The sequence below is a fragment of the Pacificimonas pallii genome (genome assembly GCF_019204005.1).
GTDB lineage: Bacteria > Pseudomonadota > Alphaproteobacteria > Sphingomonadales > Sphingomonadaceae > Pacificimonas > Pacificimonas pallii.
This window is the reverse complement of record NZ_JAGSPA010000005.1, coordinates 94,703-112,909: the sequence shown is the minus strand read 5'-3', so window position 1 is coordinate 112,909 and position 18,207 is coordinate 94,703. Positions and strand designations below refer to the sequence as shown.

15 protein-coding genes are annotated in these 18,207 nt (G+C 63.5%); 11 read left to right on the top strand and 4 right to left on the bottom strand.

Annotated features, from left to right (window positions below):
• Positions 1-154 precede the first annotated feature (154 nt).
• On the bottom strand, positions 155-853 hold the full coding sequence (locus KCG44_RS13845) for a GcrA family cell cycle regulator (protein ID WP_218446709.1): 699 nt from the start codon (positions 851-853) through the stop codon (positions 155-157).
• 75 nt (positions 854-928) lie between these two features.
• On the opposite strand from KCG44_RS13845, the gene KCG44_RS13840 reads away from it, so the two are divergent.
• Positions 929-1,765, top strand: coding sequence for an ABC transporter permease (locus KCG44_RS13840; protein ID WP_218446708.1), 837 nt, complete (start codon positions 929-931; stop codon positions 1,763-1,765).
• Between the two features lie 66 nt (positions 1,766-1,831).
• Here KCG44_RS13840 and KCG44_RS13835 read toward each other — a convergent pair whose 3' ends face one another.
• On the bottom strand, positions 1,832-2,455 hold the full coding sequence (locus KCG44_RS13835; protein ID WP_218446707.1) for a DUF4893 domain-containing protein: 624 nt from the start codon (positions 2,453-2,455) through the stop codon (positions 1,832-1,834).
• A gap of 178 nt (positions 2,456-2,633) precedes the next feature.
• Here KCG44_RS13835 and KCG44_RS13830 point away from each other — a divergent pair, with 178 nt between their 5' ends.
• The 10 genes from KCG44_RS13830 to KCG44_RS13785 all read left to right on the top strand — a co-directional run bounded on the left by KCG44_RS13830 (position 2,634) and on the right by KCG44_RS13785 (position 16,172).
• Positions 2,634-3,833 (top strand): aspartate aminotransferase family protein, encoded by a 1,200-nt coding sequence (locus KCG44_RS13830; RefSeq protein WP_218446706.1) that lies wholly within the window; start codon positions 2,634-2,636, stop codon positions 3,831-3,833.
• Positions 3,834-3,856: 23 nt separating this feature from the next.
• Positions 3,857-4,792 carry an ornithine carbamoyltransferase gene (gene argF / locus KCG44_RS13825; RefSeq protein WP_439651452.1) on the top strand — a complete coding sequence of 312 codons (936 nt, stop codon included), beginning with the start codon at positions 3,857-3,859 and terminating at the stop codon, positions 4,790-4,792.
• A gap of 53 nt (positions 4,793-4,845) precedes the next feature.
• Entirely contained in the window at positions 4,846-5,790 is a 945-nt protein-coding gene (hslO, locus tag KCG44_RS13820) for an Hsp33 family molecular chaperone HslO (RefSeq protein ID WP_218446704.1), read from the top strand.
• A gap of 69 nt (positions 5,791-5,859) precedes the next feature.
• Positions 5,860-6,783, top strand: coding sequence for a sulfate adenylyltransferase subunit CysD (gene cysD, locus KCG44_RS13815; protein ID WP_218446703.1), 924 nt, complete (start codon positions 5,860-5,862; stop codon positions 6,781-6,783).
• A complete protein-coding gene (gene cysN, locus KCG44_RS13810) occupies positions 6,783-8,711 on the top strand; it encodes a sulfate adenylyltransferase subunit CysN (RefSeq protein WP_218446702.1) in 1,929 nt (642 codons plus the stop codon). Before cysD ends, cysN begins: the two co-directional genes overlap by 1 nt.
• An 11-nt stretch (positions 8,712-8,722) precedes the next feature.
• Entirely contained in the window at positions 8,723-9,679 is a 957-nt protein-coding gene (locus KCG44_RS13805; RefSeq protein ID WP_218446701.1) for a DHH family phosphoesterase, read from the top strand.
• Positions 9,680-9,758: 79 nt separating this feature from the next.
• Positions 9,759-11,657, top strand: a complete 1,899-nt coding sequence (locus KCG44_RS13800) for a DUF3604 domain-containing protein (protein ID WP_218446700.1) — start codon at positions 9,759-9,761, stop codon at positions 11,655-11,657.
• Positions 11,658-11,667: 10 nt separating this feature from the next.
• Entirely contained in the window at positions 11,668-12,489 is an 822-nt protein-coding gene (locus KCG44_RS13795) for a peptidylprolyl isomerase (RefSeq protein WP_218446699.1), read from the top strand.
• Entirely contained in the window at positions 12,486-13,475 is a 990-nt protein-coding gene (locus KCG44_RS13790; protein WP_218446698.1) for a HupE/UreJ family protein, read from the top strand. The genes KCG44_RS13795 and KCG44_RS13790 overlap by 4 nt, the downstream gene beginning before the upstream one ends.
• 144 nt (positions 13,476-13,619) lie before the next feature.
• Positions 13,620-16,172, top strand: a complete 2,553-nt coding sequence (locus KCG44_RS13785) for a TonB-dependent receptor (protein WP_255536589.1) — start codon at positions 13,620-13,622, stop codon at positions 16,170-16,172.
• Positions 16,173-16,238: 66 nt separating this feature from the next.
• On the opposite strand, the gene KCG44_RS13780 is transcribed toward KCG44_RS13785, so the two are convergent.
• Both KCG44_RS13780 and KCG44_RS13775 read right to left on the bottom strand, forming a co-directional pair.
• Positions 16,239-17,678 carry an SLC13 family permease gene (locus KCG44_RS13780; RefSeq protein WP_218446697.1) on the bottom strand — a complete coding sequence of 480 codons (1,440 nt, stop codon included), beginning with the start codon at positions 17,676-17,678 and terminating at the stop codon, positions 16,239-16,241.
• The gene (locus KCG44_RS13775; RefSeq protein ID WP_218446696.1) at positions 17,675-18,130 is read right to left on the bottom strand and encodes a MarR family winged helix-turn-helix transcriptional regulator; all 456 of its coding nucleotides are present in this window, start codon (positions 18,128-18,130) and stop codon (positions 17,675-17,677) included. Before KCG44_RS13775 ends, KCG44_RS13780 begins: the two co-directional genes overlap by 4 nt.
• Between the last annotated feature and the right edge of the window lie 77 nt (positions 18,131-18,207).

The window sequence follows — 18,207 nt, the reverse complement described above, 5'->3', positions numbered from 1 at the left end:
TCTTTGGCATGGCATATCGGACAAATGTCATACCCGCGCAGACCGGACCGGTATCCACGTCTTGTGACAGATCCAGGGCAGATGCCCGGAACTCACCGTCCGGGCACCCCCTGAACATATAATTGAACTTCCGTCCTGAACTTCCGTCCTGTTCCTATCGCGGGCGCGGCAGGTTCGGCATCGGCGTACGGCCCGGACGATCCTTGCGTGGCTGCTGGGCCTGATAGGCGACCGCGCAGTGCGCATTGCAATAGGGAAAACCGGGCTCCGACTTGCCGCCGCAGAAATGGAATTCCGCCTCGCCGGGATGACCGATCGGCCATTTGCAGGTGCGCTCGTTCAGGTCGAGCAGCGAGGTCTTGTCCTTGACCGCCTCGCTGCTGCGCGCAGGACGCAGCGGCTTTTTCGGGGCGGGACGCGGCGCGGGCCGCGGGTCGTGAATCTGGATACGCGGCGCGGCCGTCGTCGACTGATCGACGTCGGAGCGCGCGGACAGCGGCACCTTCGGATCGATGGCGACCACGACCTCCTCTTCGTCATCCTCCACCTCTACCACAGGTTCCGCGGCGGCCGGGATTTCCGGTGCTGCCACGACAGGCTTGACGGGCTCTGGCGGCTTCACCTTGGGCGCAGGCGCCTTTTTCGGTTTCGCGGGCGCGGGCTTTGCCGCGGCCTTCTTCTTGCCGGCGTCCGACTTCACCGGGCTCGGGCGCTTTTCAAGGCCAAGGCGGTGCGCCTTGCCGATCACGGCATTGCGGGTGACCCCGCCCAGCTCCTCGGCAATTTTCGACGCGGGGTGGCCCTCTTCCCAAAGGCGGCTGAGAATGGCGATACGTTCATCGGTCCATGACATGGGCGGGGCTTACTCCAAATTCATATGTCTCGCGCGACTTGCGAGGCGAAGGGCGCACCACTATCGACGACCGGCATGAGCACCAAGCCCAAACCCATCGCGACCGCGAAGCACCCGGAGCCGGGCGTGCCGCTGATCCCGTTCATCAACTGGCGGGGATTGCAGACGCTCTACATGAAGGAGGTGAAGCGTTTCTTCAAGGTGCAGTTGCAGACTGTCTGGGCGCCGGCGATTACGACATTGCTGTTTCTGGCGATCTTCACCGTCGCGCTCGGCCGCGGGGACCGGCAGGTGCTGGGCTTTGATTTCAACGACTTCCTTGCCCCCGGCCTCATCATCATGGCCATGATCCAAAACGCGTTCCAGAACAGCCAGTCCAGCCTGCTGATCGGGAAGATCCAGGGCACGATCGTCGACATATTGATGCCGCCGCTATCGACATGGGAATTGCTCGTCAGCTTCGTCGCGGGCGCCGTCACGCGCGGCCTGCTCGTCGGCGCCGCGGTTTACCTCGCCATGTGGCTATGGCCCGGCGTCAGCCCGGTGATTCGCGAACCATGGGCCATCGTTTTCTTCGGCCTGTCCGGCATGATCATGCTGGCCCTGCTTGGCATTCTTGTGGGCCTGTGGGCGGACAAGTTCGACCATGCGGCAGCGGTGACGAATTTCCTGGTGCAGCCACTGTCGCTATTGTCGGGAACATTCTACGTCATCGAGCGCCTGCCGGAACTTGCGCGCACGATCAGCCTTGGGAACCCGTTCTTCTACGTCATCGACGGGTTTCGCTATGGCTTTCTTGGCGTGGCCGACGGGCCGATCGGCCAGGGGATGATTGTCCTCACGGGCATCAACCTCGCCTTGCTCGCGGCCTGCTACCGGGTTCTTTCCACCGGCTGGCGGATCAAGAATTAGCGGGAAACGCCGCCGCAAGGGCGGATACGGCCATCCCACGATCTGCGTTTGCGGGCAGGGCCGCCGCTAACGCGCCTTCATCTCCAGAATATCCAGCATCGATTCATGGGCGGGCTGCGGCTGCACCAGCCGGTAATGCCCGGCGCTCAACATCTCCAACATCCCGACGACATTGCGGTCCGCCAGCGCGCGGTAGGCAACGGCGCCGCTTTCGTCGCCAAGCGCGAAGCCGCCCAGAAACACGCCGCCGCCGAAAACGCGCCCCGATTGCCGCTGGGAACCGGTCTCCTTGACCAGCCATGTCTGGCCATCCACGTCGTCGACGCGGCAGCGGAACCAGTCATAGGCGATGCCGCCAAGGGCCTCGACGCCCAGCTTGATCGTGCGGCAGCGGTAATCGCCGCTGGCAGGCACCGCATCGCTCGCCCCGCCCTGCTGCAGAATGGCACCTTCCCTCGCAATCAGGCCGGGATTGGCCGCGGCGGTCAGGGCGAGCGCATCGCGCCAGATATTCGCGCGATTGCCAAGCCGAACGGCATCTTCAGGAAGAATGGCCGCCTCCCAGCTATCCGCGCCGGGCACCATCAGGGCCGCATCCACGCCCATTTCAGGCGCGGGCGCGGCGCAGGCCGACAGGCCAAATCCGATGAGGGATGACAGGAGGGCGGCGCGGCGGAGCGGGATCGTCATGGCGGGAGAACGCACGAAGCCGGGTGTGGCTCCCGCCTCGCCTGCGCCGCTGCCCCGCCCCCGCTTTACCGCATCGTTTGACTGCCCCCCATCGCAGCCCTAATTCACATGCCATATCGAGGCGGCACGGCGGTGCCGCCTCTTTGCATTCGAATTTCCGACCGAAGGATATGCCGAGATGACCATTCCCGCCCTGATGCCAACCTATGCCCGCTGTGAGGTGGAACCCGTACGCGGGGAGGGCGCGTATCTGTACGGCGCCGATGGCAAGAAATATCTCGATTTTGCCAGCGGTATCGCCGTCAACTGCCTCGGCCATGGCCACCCGCATCTCACCAAGGCGATCCAGGACCAGGCCGCGACCTTGATGCACACGTCGAACCTCTACAATGTTCCGGGGCAGTGGAAGCTGGCGGAGAAGCTCGTTGAGCTGACCTTCGCCGATACCGTATTCTTCACGAATTCCGGCGTGGAGGCATTCGAATGCGCTGCGAAGACCGCCCTTGCCTATCAGCATGTGAACGAACACCCGGAGCGCAACCGCATCATCACGTTCCACAATTGCTTCCACGGGCGTTCCATTGCTGCGATTTCCGCGACCAGTTCTGAAAAACTGCGGACGCCGTTCGAACCCCTGCCCGACTGGTCGGACCACGCCCCGTTCAATGATCTGGACGCCGTCAGGGCGCTCATTAGCGACAGCACCGCCGGGATCATGGTCGAGCCCGTCCAGGGCGAAGGCGGCATCTTGCCCGCGACGCCGGAATTCCTGAAGGGTCTGCGCGATCTTTGCGACGAACATGACCTGATGCTGATCCTGGACGAGGTACAGTGCGGCGTCGGCCGCACCGGTACGCTGTTCGCGTATGAGCAGTACGGTATCGAGCCCGACATCATGGCGATTGCCAAGGGAATTGGCGGCGGCTTCCCGCTCGGTGCCTGCCTTGCCACGGAAAAGGCGGCGTACGGCATGACGGTCGGCACGCATGGCTCCACCTATGGCGGCAATCCGCTTGGCATGGCCGCGGGTCTTGCCGTCCTCGACGTGGTTGCCGAGCCCGCGTTTCTGACCCAGGTCCAGGAAACCGGCGAACGCCTGCGCCACGCGCTGGAACAGTGGATTCCGAACCATGACGATTTGTTCGAAAGCGTGCGCGGCATGGGGCTGATGCTCGGCATCCGCATGACCGAGGCCACGCGTCCCTTCGTGAATTTCGCGCGCCAGTACGGCATATTGACGGTCGCCGCGGGCGATAACATCGTCCGGATCCTGCCGCCTCTCAACATCGATGACAGTCATATCGCCGAATGTACGCGGGCGCTGACCGAGGCGGCGAACGCCTATCGCGAAGCCAAGGCAACCGGCACGGCCGGCTAGTTCGGCCGCCAATCAGGAGCAGCATCATGCCCCATTTTCTGGACCTCGAGCCCCTTGGCCCGCAGGCCGTCCGCGCGATTCTCGATGAAGCGAAGCGGCGCAAGGCCGCGCGCGCGGGCCGGCCGCGCGGCATGGTGGATGCCGATGCTCCCTTGGCGGGCCACGAGCTGGCGTCGATCTTCGAAAAAAGCTCGACCCGCACACGCCTGTCAATGGCACTGGCGATGAGGCAGCTCGGCGGTACCGTCCAGACACTGTCCGCGGGCGACATGCAGCTTGGGCGCGGCGAAACCATCGAGGACACGGCGAAGGTCCTCGGTCGCTTCGCCGACATTATCTCCCTGCGCACGGACGATCATGACAAGCTCATCCGCATGGCCGAAACAGGCGGCGTCCCCGTCATCAATGCCCTGACCGACGAAACCCATCCCTGCCAGGTCATCGCGGATATCATAACGGTCGAGGAGGCGCGCGGCGCCAATGTCGACGGGACGATCTGGACCTGGCTGGGCGATGGCAATAATGTCTGCCACTCCATCATCGAAGCGGCGGGCCTGCTCGGTTTCACGCTGCGCCTGTCCACCCCCGCCGCCTACGATCCCGATCCGCGCTACGTCGCGGCTGCGGAGGCGCGCGGCGGCAGGATCGAAGTGATCCGCAATCCGGAGGAAGCCGTCAGCGGCGCGGACGTCATTGTCACCGACACGTGGGTTTCCATGGGTGACAAGGACAAGAACAAGCGCATGGTGGCGCTGTCCGCCTATCAGGTGACCGAGGCTTTGATGGCGAAGGCGGCCAGCGATGCGATTTTCCTCCACTGCCTGCCCGCCCATCGCGGCGAAGAGGTGGTGGAGGCCGTTATCGACGGGCCGCAATCGCTGGTCTTCGAAGAGGCGGAAAACCGTGTCCACGCGCAGAAGGCTGTGATGCTGTACTGTCTGGGCAGGCTGAATGGCTGAATGGCTGAATGGCTGAATTGTAGGGCGGTGTCGGCGTCCCTACATAGCGCGGCATGACCAGCACGACACAACGGACGCCGCAAAGCGCCGCCGCCATCCATGCCCCTTCGCCAGAGGACAATCGGGTCATGGGGTTCACCATTCCGCTGCGCGCGGGACGCGGGCGCGTCATGCGCCTTGGCGATACGCTTGGGGTGATCCTCAGTGCGCATGATTATCCCGCGCCCGTTGCAAAGGCGCTTGGCGAAACGCTCGTTCTGACCGCCCTGATCGGCAGCGCGCTGAAGGGCGATGGCGGTCAGACGACCGTACAGGCAAAGGCGGAGAACGGTGCCATCGGGCTCATCGTCTGCGACTACCGCGCGGGCGAACTGCGCGGTTATTGCGGCTTTGACGCGGACAGGGTCGCGGCGCTGCCTCAGGGTGCTGACCTCCCCGCGCTGTTCGGCGAAGGATATCTCGCCGTCACGCTGGAACCGGAAAACGCCGAGGAGCGGTTTCAGGGCATCGTCCCGCTGGAGGGCGAAAATCTGTGTGCGGCCTTTACCCAATATTTTGAATCCTCCGAGCAGATCCCGACGGTCCTGCGCGCGGCGGTACGCCGGGACGAAAACGGCGCCTGGCATGCCGGCGGCCTGATGGTACAGCATCTGCCGCGCGGCGAGGATGGCCAGACCCGCTTGCATGTCGAGGATACCATGGCGGCCGCCGATGAGGACTGGGCTCACCTCAATGCCCTCGCCGCGACCGTGACGGCGGACGAACTGACGGACCCGGACCTGAAGCTTGAGGAACTCACCTGGCGGCTTTTCAATCAGGATGAAGTGCGCACCCTGCCCGCAACGCCGCTGTCACGCGGATGCCGCTGTTCCGCGCAGCATATTGCCGGCCGGCTTGGCACCCTGCCGGAGGAGCATCGCGCCGAGCTCAGGGATGAAGACGGCATGGTGAACGTGGATTGCGAATTCTGCGCCCGGAAGTTCACCGTCGCCATCTGATACGCACGGTTTTCCGCGCCATAGGTTTTCATGTTGGTTTCAGTAAGAGTCTCCTCGTAAGACGCCTTCATGCCCAGCAAAGATGATCATATCGCACGCCTGACGCACCTCGACCGCCTTGAGGCGGAGAGCATTCACATCATGCGCGAGGTTGCCGCGACATGCGAAAAGCCTGTCATGCTCTATTCGGTGGGCAAGGACAGCGCCGTGATGCTGCATCTCGCCATGAAGGCCTTTTATCCCTCCACGCCGCCCTTCCCGCTCATGCATGTCGATACCGGCTGGAAATTCCGCGAAATGATCGCCTTTCGCGACGCGGAGGCGAGGCGCGTCAACATGGAACTGCTGGTGTGGCAAAATCAGGACGGCCTGCGCGAGGGTATCGGCCCGTTCACGCATGGCAGCGCCGTGCATACCGACATCATGAAAACACAGGCGCTGAAACAGGCTCTTGATCATTACGGCTTTGACGCGGCATTTGGCGGTGCGCGCCGCGATGAGGAAAAGAGCCGCGCGAAAGAACGCGTCTTTTCCTTCCGCTCCGCGCAGCACCGCTGGGACCCGAAGAACCAGCGGCCCGAACTCTGGAACATCTACAACACGCAGGTCGCCAAGGGTGAGAGCATGCGCGTGTTCCCGATCTCGAACTGGACCGAGCTCGATATCTGGCAATATATTCACAAGGAAGGGATCCCGCTCCCGTCCCTGTACCTGGCCGCGAAACGCCCGGTCGTGGAACGCGACGGCGTGCTCATCATGGTCGACGACGACCGCATTCCCATGAACGAGGGTGAAGTTCCCGAGGAGAAAATGGTCCGCTTCCGCACGCTCGGCTGCTACCCGCTGACGGGGGCGGTCGAAAGCGAGGCGACCAGCCTGACCGATGTCATCCAGGAAATGCTCCTGACCACCACTTCGGAGCGTCAGGGCCGGGTCATCGACGCCGATGCGGGCGCCTCCATGGAAGCCAAGAAGGCGGAGGGATATTTCTGATGACTGACCAGGGTTCCTCTTCCTACGCCCCCGATGCGGCGATCGCCGCCGACATCCTCGCCTATCTCGAGACGCATGAGAATAAGGACCTGCTCCGTTTCCTCACCTGCGGCAGCGTCGACGATGGCAAATCCACGCTGATCGGCCGTCTGCTCTACGATACCAAGATGATCTACGAGGATCAGCTTGCGGCGGTCGAGCAGGATTCAAGGCGCGTCGGCACGACCGGCGAAGCGCCTGATCTGGCGCTTCTTGTCGACGGTCTCGCCGCGGAGCGTGAACAGGGCATCACCATCGATGTCGCCTACCGCTTCTTCTCGACCGAAAAGCGCAAGTTCATCGTCGCCGATACGCCGGGGCATGAACAATATACCCGCAATATGGCGACCGGGGCATCAACCGCCGACGTCGCCATCATCCTGATCGACGCGCGTCACGGTGTTCAGGTGCAGACCCGCCGCCACGCGTTCATCGCATCGCTGCTGGGCATCCGGCACGTCGCCGTCGCGGTGAACAAGATGGACCTGGTGGACTGGTCGGAAGCCCGTCTCCACGAGATCGAGGCAGAGTTTCGCAGGTTCGGCGACGGGCTGGGCTTTGGCGACATCACCGCCATTCCGATGAGCGCGCTCACGGGCGACAATGTCACCGAAAAAAGCGCCGCCATGCCCTGGTACACCGGCCCAGCATTGCTGGAATATCTTGAAACCGTGGACATTCTTCAGACCGAGGACGACGCGCCCTTCCGTCTGCCGGTGCAATGGGTGAACAGGCCCAATCTCGACTTTCGCGGATTTGCCGGCACCGTCGCTTCGGGCAGCATCGCGCCGGGCGATGAAATCATCACCATCCCGTCGGGCAAGCGCAGCAAGGTGAAGTCGATCTCGACATTCGACGGCGACCTGCCGCGCGCCGTACGGGAACAGGCTGTCACCATCGTGCTTGAGGATGAAATCGATTCGAGCCGCGGCGACATCATCTGCGACAAGGACCACCCGGCGGAACAATCGGACCAGTTCCGGGCGAAACTGCTCTGGATGGCGGAGAAGGAACTGCTGCCCGGCCGCCAATATCGTCTCCGAACCGGCAACAAAACCGTCGGCGCGTCGGTCAGCGCGCTAAAGCACAAGGTGGACGTGAACGATTTTAGCAAACGCGCCGGAAAGACCCTGGAACTGAACGAAGTCGGCGTGTGCAATCTTTCACTCGCCCAGCCCATCGCCTTCGACCCTTATGCGAAGAACCGCCGCACCGGCAGTTTCATCCTGATCGACCGCCAGACGAACGAGACTGTCGGCGCGGGCATGCTCGATTTCTCGCTGCGCCGCGCTGCGAATGTGGTCTGGCAGGATCTGAACGTCGGCCGCGCCGAGCGCGCCCGGCAAAAGCACCAGCGATCTGCGGTCCTGTGGTTTACGGGCCTCAGCGGATCGGGCAAATCGACCATCGCGAACCTCGTCGAACGACGGCTCTATGATATGGGCCGTCACACCTATATCCTGGACGGCGACAATGTCCGCCATGGTCTGAACAAGGATCTGGGCTTCACCGATGCCGACCGTGTCGAGAATATCCGCCGCGTGTCGGAGACGGCGAAGCTGATGGCCGACGCCGGCCTCATCACCCTCGTCAGTTTCATCTCGCCGTTCCGGACGGAACGCCAGATCGCGCGCGGCATGATGGCCGAGGGTGAGTTCATCGAAATCCATGTCGACACGCCGCTTGCGGTTGCCGAGGCCCGCGATGTGAAGGGTCTCTACGCAAAGGCACGCGCTGGCAAGATCAAGAATTTCACCGGCATCGACAGTGCTTATGAAGACCCGCTCGACCCTGAAATCCGCGTCAACACGGCGCGGATGTCCGCCGAGGACGCGGCTGAGACGATCGTCGCCTATCTGGAACGCGCCGGTTTCCTCAGCGGCGAATAGGGCGGCGCGGCATGGCTGACTACGACGTTTTCAACGGCGATGCCGACGGCATCTGCGCCCTGGTGCAGCTTCGCCTTGCCATGCCGCGCGAAACCACGCTGATTACCGGCGTAAAGCGCGACATTTCCCTGCTTCAGCGCGTGAAGGCAAGGGCAGGCGACCGCATCACCGTCCTTGATGTGTCCATGCGCAACAATGCGGCCGCGCTCGCCGCGGCCCTCGCCGCCGGGGCCGACGTGTTCTACGCCGACCATCACAATGCGGGCGATATCCCCGAGCACCCCGCCCTCACGGCGCACATCGATACGGACGCGCGCATCTGCACGTCGCTTATCGTCGACAGGCTGCTTGGGGGGAGCAGCCATTTATGGGCGATCACCGCTGCGTTTGGAGACAGCCTGTCCGCGGTCGCCCTCGACCTGGCGGCATCCGCAGGGCTCGGCGCGGCGGATACCAGGCGGCTCGAACGGCTGGGGACGCTGATCAACTATAATGGCTACGGCACCGCGACAAGCGACCTGCATTTTGCGCCCGACGCGCTCTATCTCAACCTCGTCAGGCATGCGTCGCCGCTCGGTTTCCTGAGCGAAAGCGCCGATATCTTCGCCGTCCTCGAAGAGGGCTACAAGGCGGACATGGCCGCCGCGGAACATGCCGATATCATCGACGCGGCGCCCGAAGGCCTCATCCTGCACCTGCCGGACACGGCGGCTTCGCGGCGCGTGTCGGGTGTCTATGGCAACGCCATCGCACAGGACCATCCAGAGCGCGCGCATGCCATCCTGACGGACCGGCCAGAGGGCGGCTATCTCGTCAGCGTCCGCGCACCCGTGGCGCGCCGGGACGGCGCGGACCGGCTTTGTCTGCAATTCGAAACGGGCGGCGGGCGCGCCGGTGCGGCGGGCATCAATCACCTGCCGGAGGGCGATCTTCCCCGCTTCATCGCCGCATTCCGCACCGCCTTTTAACCACTCTTCTCTCACAGGTTTCTTTCAGACCAGATCTATTTATGCTGCGATCGTGAAAAAACCGGGGGGGAGACGGGACATGATACGCGCAATCCTGCTGGCGTCCGCGGTGCTTCTGGCGGCCTGCGGCGCGACTGATGGAAATGAGGATGTCGCGCCGGCGAACGCGTCGGCCGAAATCAGGACGGCGGGGTATAATGCCGACCGCAACGCCTATTTCGGCGACCTCCATATTCATACGAAGAATTCGTTCGACGCCTATATTTTCAACGTGCGCTCGACGCCGGACGACGTGTACCGGTTCGCGCGCGGGGAGACCATCCGGCACCCGGCGGGCTATGACCTGTCCCTCTCCGGTCCGCCGCTCGATTTTGTCGCGGTAACGGATCACGCGGCCTATCTCGGAATACTTCCAGCGATGGACGATGACACGACCGAACTGTCGAAACTTCCGCTCGCGCAAAGCCTCTTCTCCACCGATCTCACGGCGATCGGCGCGGCATTCCAGACTGTCGGTGCCTCGGTCAGGAGCGGCATTGCGATCAAGGGTGCCGCCGACGAAACCGTCATGCGGTCGACCTGGGCACGCACGGTGGAGGCCGCCGACAGAAACTACGTGCCGGGCAGGCTGACGACCTTCGCCGGTTTCGAATATACCGCCGTGACGACCTCCGACGGCGACAGCGGCTTTGGCGGCGGCAATCTGCACCGAAATGTATTCTTCAGGGGCACGGCTCCCGACCGGGCGTTCGCAACGCTTGACTCCACCAATCCCGAGGACCTGTGGGACTGGATGGACGCGGAGCGCGCCAAGGGCCACGAAAGCCTTGCCATCCCGCACAACAGCAACGTGTCCGACGGCCGCATGTTCGCGCTCGACACCTATGACCGTGCGCCGCTCACCGCGGCATATGCGGAGCAGCGCATGCGCAACGAGCCGCTCGTCGAAATCACGCAGGTGAAGGGCACATCGGAAACCCATCCATCGCTGTCCCCGAATGACGAATGGGCGAATTTCGAAATCTATGACAAGCTGCTCGGTTCGGACACCGTGTCGAAAACCAGGGGCGGCTTCGTTCGCGAGGCTTATGGCAATGGCCTGCTGCTCGGCGAACAGGGCAAGGGCAATCCCTATCGCTTCGGCCTCATTGCCTCGTCCGACACCCATGTCGCGGGCGGCAGCTTCGATGAGAGCCGGATGTGGTCCAAGGTCGGCATTCTCGATGCGTCGCCCGTGCAGCGCGGGTCGGTGCCGCCCGATGGCAGGAAGACTTGGGAGGGCGTGACCCTCGATCCCAATGCCGACAACTGGTTTTCGCGCTGGGCCGCTTCGGGTCTTGCGGGTGTCTGGGCAGAGGAGAATAGCCGGGAATCCATCTTCGCGGCCATGCGGCGGAAAGAGACGTTCGCGACATCCGGGCCGCGCATAAAGGTGCGCATGTTCGGCGGCTTCGATCTGACCGACGACATTGTCGATGCGCCGGACCTGACATCACAGGCCTATGCGCGCGGCGTCCCGATGGGCGGCGACCTGATCGGCGATGGCCGGTCCAGCCCTGCCTTCCTTGCCTGGGCCGTCCGCGATCCCGGCGAAGCGCCGCTGGAGCGACTGCAGATCGTCAAAATCTGGTCGGACGGCCCAGGCAAGCACGAAAGGGTCTATGACGCGGCCTGCGCCGATGGCGCCGCCGTGGACAGCGCGACAAACCGCTGTCCCGCCACCGCATCGACGCTCGACCTTGCCGATTGTTCAGTCAGTGCCGAGGGCGGCGATGCGGAACTGAAAGTGCTGTGGCGCGATCCCGATTTCGATGTGAACCAGAACGCCGTCTATTATGTCCGCGTGCTTCAGGTACCCACGTGCCGCTGGTCGACATGGGATGCGATCCGCAACGGCTCGCCGCCCAATCCCGCGCTGCCACCGACCCTTCAGGAACGCGCATGGACCAGCCCGATCTGGTACGTCCCGCGCGGATGATGGCGCGCTGATGCCTCGGGTGCGGGCGCTCCTGCGCGAGCCGCTGGTTCATTTCCTCCTGCTTGGGCTCGCGCTGTTCCTCGTCTGGCAGCCGCAGGGCGACGACCGGACCATCCGCATCAGTGCGGCCGAACAGGAACGCCTCGCCGGTATCTGGGCGGCAGAGGCGGGCCGCCTGCCCGCGCCAGCGGACATGCGCGGCATTATTTCCGCAGAGGTTGAGGAACGGGCGCTGGTGCGCGAGGCGCTGGCGCTCGGCCTCGACCGGGACGACATCATCATCCGCAGACGGCTGGCGCAGAAAATGCGTGCGACAGTTGAGGGGTTGGCGGACATCGAAGTGCCGGAGGAGGACGAGCTTCGGCGCTGGTACGAGGCGCGCACGGACCGCTTTGCCGAGCGGCCGACGCGCAGCTTCAGCCATGTGTATTTCAGCCCGGACAGCCGCGGCGACACTGCCGAGGCAGAAGCGAACGCCGCCCGCAATATGCTCGCGGACGGCACGCCATGGCGCACGCTTGGCGACCCGTTCATGCTGCAAAGAAGCTATGCCAATATCGGTCAGGCGCAGCTCGCACAGCTGTTCGGTCAGCCGTTCGCACAGGCGCTGTTCGCGGTGGAAGGTGACGGCTGGAGCGCCCCCGTCGGCTCGGCATTCGGTCTTCATCTGATACGCATCGAAGCCCGCAGCCCCGGCCGCGTTCCGGCTCTCGACGAGGTAAAAACCAGGGTCATTTCGGCCTGGAAGGAAGAGGCGCAGCGAAAGGCCAACGCGGCGGCGATCGCCGATATTGTCGGGCGCTATGATGTCGAGATCGGCGCGCCCGAATGATCGTCCGCTGGTGGCTGGCCATGGCGCTCCTCGCGGTGGCCGCCGTTGCCGCCGCGCATGCGCATGAAGTGCGCCCGGCCTATCTTGAGGTCACGGCGACGCAGGACGGCGTTTATGATGTCCTGTGGAAACAGCCCGTCCTCGATGGCCGCCGCCTGTCCCTGACACCGGAATTCGGCCCGGCGTGCGAAGCGGTCTCTCCAAAGCGTCAGGCGGGCGCGGTTGGCGCCGTCGTCGAACGCTGGCGGATCCACTGCGCCCGGCCGCTCTCCAGCGTCGGCGTGGCCGGGCTCGACCGCACGCTCACGGATGTATTTCTGCGCGTCACCGCGCCCGGTGGAGAGGTGCGCAGCGCCCTCCTGAAACCTGCCGCCGCGCATCTCGACATGACGCAGACGCGTGCGTCGCCTGCGTTCAGCTATCTCGCCCTCGGGATCGAACATATCCTGCTCGGCCCCGATCATCTGCTGTTCGTCGCGGGCCTCGTCCTGCTGCTCGCCGGATGGCGGCGAATAGCGATCGCCGCCACCGCATTCACCGCCGCGCACAGCATCACGCTTGCGCTGTCGGCGCTCGGCCAGATCAGCCTGCCCGGCCGGCCGGTCGAAATCATGATCGCCGCCAGCATTCTGATGATCGCGGCCGAGATCATGCGTGCGCGGCGCGGCAGGCCCAGCCTGATCTCCCGCCATCCCTGGCCCATTATTTTCGGCATCGGGCTCGTCCACGGCCTGGGCTTCGCGGGCGCACTCGCCGAAATCGGCCTGCCCGCGGGTGAGGAGGCCAGTGCCCTCATCTTCTTCAATATCGGCATCGAAATCGGCCAATTGCTGTTCGTGGCAGGATTGCTGCTCATCCTTGTCCTTGTTGCCCATATCGGTAACCGGCTCCACCGCGGCGCTACGCTCCTGATGACATACTGCATTGGAATCGCTGGCGCATTCTGGACGATTGAGCGTTTGTTCTTACAATACTGGCGGTCCTGACAGGTGATGCAAAAATGTCACCTGATGCGCTCAATCGCGTGAACATAACGGCACCAATTCTTTTTTTGTTATCCAAAGCCGCATAGGCTCGTTCGCTAGAGGCGGCGTCAGAACGCCCATTTCACATCCTTGGGAGTTTTGAATATGAGATCTGCATTTGTGCGTACCGCCGCTCTTGCATCGGCGGCCTCCATTGCCCTGATGTCGTCCTCCATGGTCATGGCGCAGGACGCCGATACCGGCACCGCCGCCGCTGCTGCTGAAGAAGACGCCGACGATGACGTCATTATTGTGACAGCGACCCGCCGCGCGCAGGACATCCAGGATGTGCCGATCGCCGTCACCGCCGTGGGGCCGGTCCAGCTGGAGCGACAGGGCGTCGATAATGTCACGCAGATCACGCAAGTGTCGCCGAGCTTCTCAAGCTCCAATGCGCAGACCGCTTCCGGCACCGTTGTTCTGCGCATTCGCGGCGTCGGTACAACGTCGAACAATATCGGGTTTGAAAGCGCAGTCGGCGTCTTCATCGACGGCGCGTATCAGTCGCGCCCGGGTATCGCCCTTGGCGAGTTTGTCGATGTTGAGCGTGTCGAGGTTCTGCGCGGCCCGCAAGGCACGCTGTTCGGTCGCAACACGTCCGCTGGTGCACTGAACATCACGAATGTCCGTCCCGACCTCAACGAGTTTGGCGGCTTCGCCAATGCGACTTACGGCAATTACGATCACATCAGCATTCAGGGCGCGGTCAACGTGCCAATCGTGCAGGACACGCTGGCGCTGCGCCTGACCGGCGCCTATCGCACGCGCGATGGCTATATCGACGTCATCGACCGTGACGGCAACGACCTCGGCGATTCGAACGAAGTCGACCAGTATCTCGTCCGCGGTCAGCTCGGATTTGAGACATCCGGCGGTATCGAAGGACGCCTGATCGCCGATTATTCCAAGAGCACGGCGTCATTTGGCGCGGCCATTGAGGTGCTGGCATCGCCGGTTGAAACGAACAATTTGTTCGCGGCTGTCGGTCTTGGCGCGCGCGGCGGCATGGCCGCCCCAAACCGGGCTGTGTCCGCGTTCGACACGCGCGGCGCCCAGCGCGCCCTCGACGATTTGATTTCGACGTCAAACACGCTGCCCGTCGCCGACATCGACCAATGGGGTGTGACTGGCGAGATCAGCGTCCCGCTTGGGGATTTCGCGGACCTTATCTACATCGGTTCATATCGTGAATACCGGGCCGATAACGGGTATGATTCTGACTTCTCCGGTCTCGATGTGTTCAATGTCGTGTCGGGCGGCGACACGCAGATCGACACGATGACGCATGAATTGCGTGTGCAGGGTGAATTTCTCGACGGCGCGCTCGAATGGCTGGTCGGCGGTTATTATTCCGATGAAAGCATCGATCAGGTCGCCAAGTTCAACCTTGGCGAGGATTTTGGCGAGCTGGTTGGCGCGCTTTTCTTCGCGCCGACGGGCGGTGCCTTTGGCGCGAACCCGCTGACGGTGCTGTCGGGCGGCATCGACCCTTCGGTCGTTTCCGCATCGAACGCCTATTCGCAGTCGAGCAAAAGCTGGTCGCTCTTCACGCATAATTCGCTGGAGGTCGTCGACGGGCTGAAACTGACCGTCGGACTGCGCTATTCCGATGAGTCGAAGGACGGCTCCTTTTTCCAGCCCGAAATCAACAATCCGCTCTGCCCGGCAATCCTGGGAGCGATCGGCGCGGGCAATGTGCCTGCGCCGCTGGTGAGCAATGTCTTCGGCCTTGGCTGTTTCGCATTCACCGCGCCGGCCATCGGCAGCGATGCCAACCCGTTCCCGCTGCCGCGTCCGTTCGACGACACGTTCAGCGATACGGAACTGATCTACACCGGCAAGGTGTCCTATGAGTTTGACGAGCCGGTCAGCGTCTATGCCAGCTTCACGCATGGCTATAAGTCGGGCGGCTTCAACCTCGATTCGACCGCCGCGGCCGGCGGTGCCGATCCGCGCTTCGATTCCGAAGAGGTGGATGCGTATGAAGTCGGCATGAAGGCGCGTCTGATCGACGATGCGGTCACGCTCAACGTCGCGCTGTTCCTTGAGGAATTCAAGAATTTCCAGGTTCTGGAATTCACCGGTGCGCAGTTCCAGACGTTCAACGTTCCGAAGGCGAACACCAAGGGCATCGAGATCGAGGCGAATATCCGTCCAACCGACGAGCTGACGTTCAACGCCGGCCTGACCTATGTGGACGCCAGATATCCTGATGACTGCGCGGGCGATCAGGTGACGCCCAATGTCATCACGCTATGCGGCAACTCGCTGACCAACGCGCCTGAATTCGTCGGCATCGCAGGCGCCACCTATGCCCGCGACATTGGCGACAATCTGGACTTCTTCCTGAACGGGCAGCTGCGTATGGAAAGCGACCGCCGTACCTCGACACAGGCGCGCGCGCTGGCGGCAACGCCGGACCAGGTGGGCACGACGGCGCTGGTGCCGTTCGACGTGCAGGACGGCAATGTGAAGATCAATCTGCGCGCCGGTATCGGCAGTCAGGACGACCTGTTCGCTGTGGAGGCGTGGGTCACCAATCTGACCAACGAGATCACGCGCGGTGTGACGTTCAATACCGTCCTGCGCTCGGGATCGCGCTCCGCCTTCCCGCAGGACCCGCGCATGTACGGCCTGACGGTGCGGACGAAGTTCTAGTCCGTCGCTGACATTGCAAAATGAAATGGGGGTCGTCCATTCGGGCGGCCCCCTTTCGATCCGGGCCTATCCAAGCAGGATGGGCAGCAGCAGCGCTGAACCGCAGCTGATCGCCGCAATCGCCAGCAGGTTCAGGATCAGCCCCGCGCGCGCCATCTGCGGCATGCTGATCGCTCCCGATGCGTAGGCTATGGCGTTCGGCCCCGTCGCCATGGGCAGCATGAAGGCGCAGCTCGCCGCCACCGCAACCGGCATGGCCAGGTACAGCGGGTCGCCCCCGCCAGCCGCCGCAACCGCGCCGATAACGGGCATCAGCGCACTTGCCGTTGCGACATTGCTCGTAATCTCCGTCCAGAAAATCACGAAGGTGGTCAGCGCCGCGATCAGCAGGATCAGGGGCAGCATATTGAGGATCGTCAGGCGCGCGCCCATCCACTCGCCAAGGCCCGTCGCGGTAATCGCCGCCGCCAGACTCAGGCCGCCGCCGAACAGCAGCAGCACACCCCAGGGAATGCGCTCCGCTTCCGGCCAGCTCAGGAGGGCCCGCCTTTCGCCGCCGCCCGCAGGGACGAGGAAAAACAGGATGGCGCCGGCAATGGCGATCCAGTGATCGGTCACCCCGGCAAACGGCTGCGCGCCGCCGATCGTCATCTCGGTCAGGGGCCGCCGGAACATCCACGCCAGCGCGATCGCGGCAAAGGCGGTGGCAACGCGCCGTTCGGGCGTCGTCATCCTGCCCAGCTTCGCGCGCTCATCGGCGATGACGTCCTGTGCGGGACTATTGGCGTCGTCGGCGACACGCAGGGACAATTTCGTTAGCGCGAGCCACGCCAGCGGCAGCAGCACCAGCACCATCGGGATGCCATAGGCCATCCAGTCGGCGAAACCGATGCTGCGCCCGAACTCATTCTCCAGATAGCCGAGCACGATCAGGTTCGTCGGCGTCCCGATGGGTGTGCCGATGCCGCCGATGGAGCAGCCATAGGCCACGCCCAGCAGCAGCGCGATGGTCACCGGCGCGCCTTGCCATCCATCTCCGCGCAAACGCTGCGCCACGCTCAGCGCGATCGGTGTCAGCATGATCGCCGTCGCCGTATTCGATATCCACATGCTAAGAAGGGCGGACGCGGCCATGAAGCCGCCCACCATCGCCGCCGGACTGGCACCCGATCTTGCCACAATGCCCAGCGCAAAGCGCGTGTGCAGGCCCCAGGTCTCGACACTTTTCGCGATAATGAAACCGCCCATCAGCAGCAGGACGATGGGGCTCGCATAGGGCGGTGCGGCCTCTTTGAAACTCAGCACATCGAACAGCGGCAGGATGACGAGCGGCAAGAGCGACGTGACCGGGATCGGCACGGCCTCGCTGACCCACCAGCTGAGCATCAGCAGCCCCAGCGCGGCAACGGTCCATGCTTCCGGCGACATGCCGTCCGGCGCCGGAATTATCTTCAGCAGCGCGAACAGCGTCAGGCCGATGGCGATCCAAACGGGCTTGAAGCTCATTCCTTGGCAGCGGCGAGGGCGGCGGCCTCGACGGTCGCCAGCGTTTCGAACAGCGCGTCGCCTTCACCCGCGGGCAGCCTGTCCCAGATGGTCAGCGCCTTTGCCTGCGCCGCCGGCATGATCCGCTGATACATCGCATCGCCCGTCTTCGTCAGGGTCAGCAGTTGAGAGCGGCCATCGGCCGGGTTTGCGGCACGTGTGACGAGCGCCTTTTCCGACAGCGCCTGTACAGCGCGGCTCACCGTCACCTTGTCCATCCGCGTGCGTGCCGCGACATCGCGCTGGGTCCGGCCCGGCGCTTCCGCCACGACGGCAAGCACGCGCCACTCCGCCTGTTTCAGGCCGTCCTCCATGTAGGTCTCCTCGATCACGCGGCTGACGAGGTTCGACACGACCGATAGCCGATATGGCAGAAAATCGTCGAGTTTCAGGATCTGGGGAGCTTTGCTCATGTCATGATCGTTACATGGGTGCTGCATTGACTTGAACAGGAAAATTGGTTACATTTGAAACTTATTCATTTAGGAGC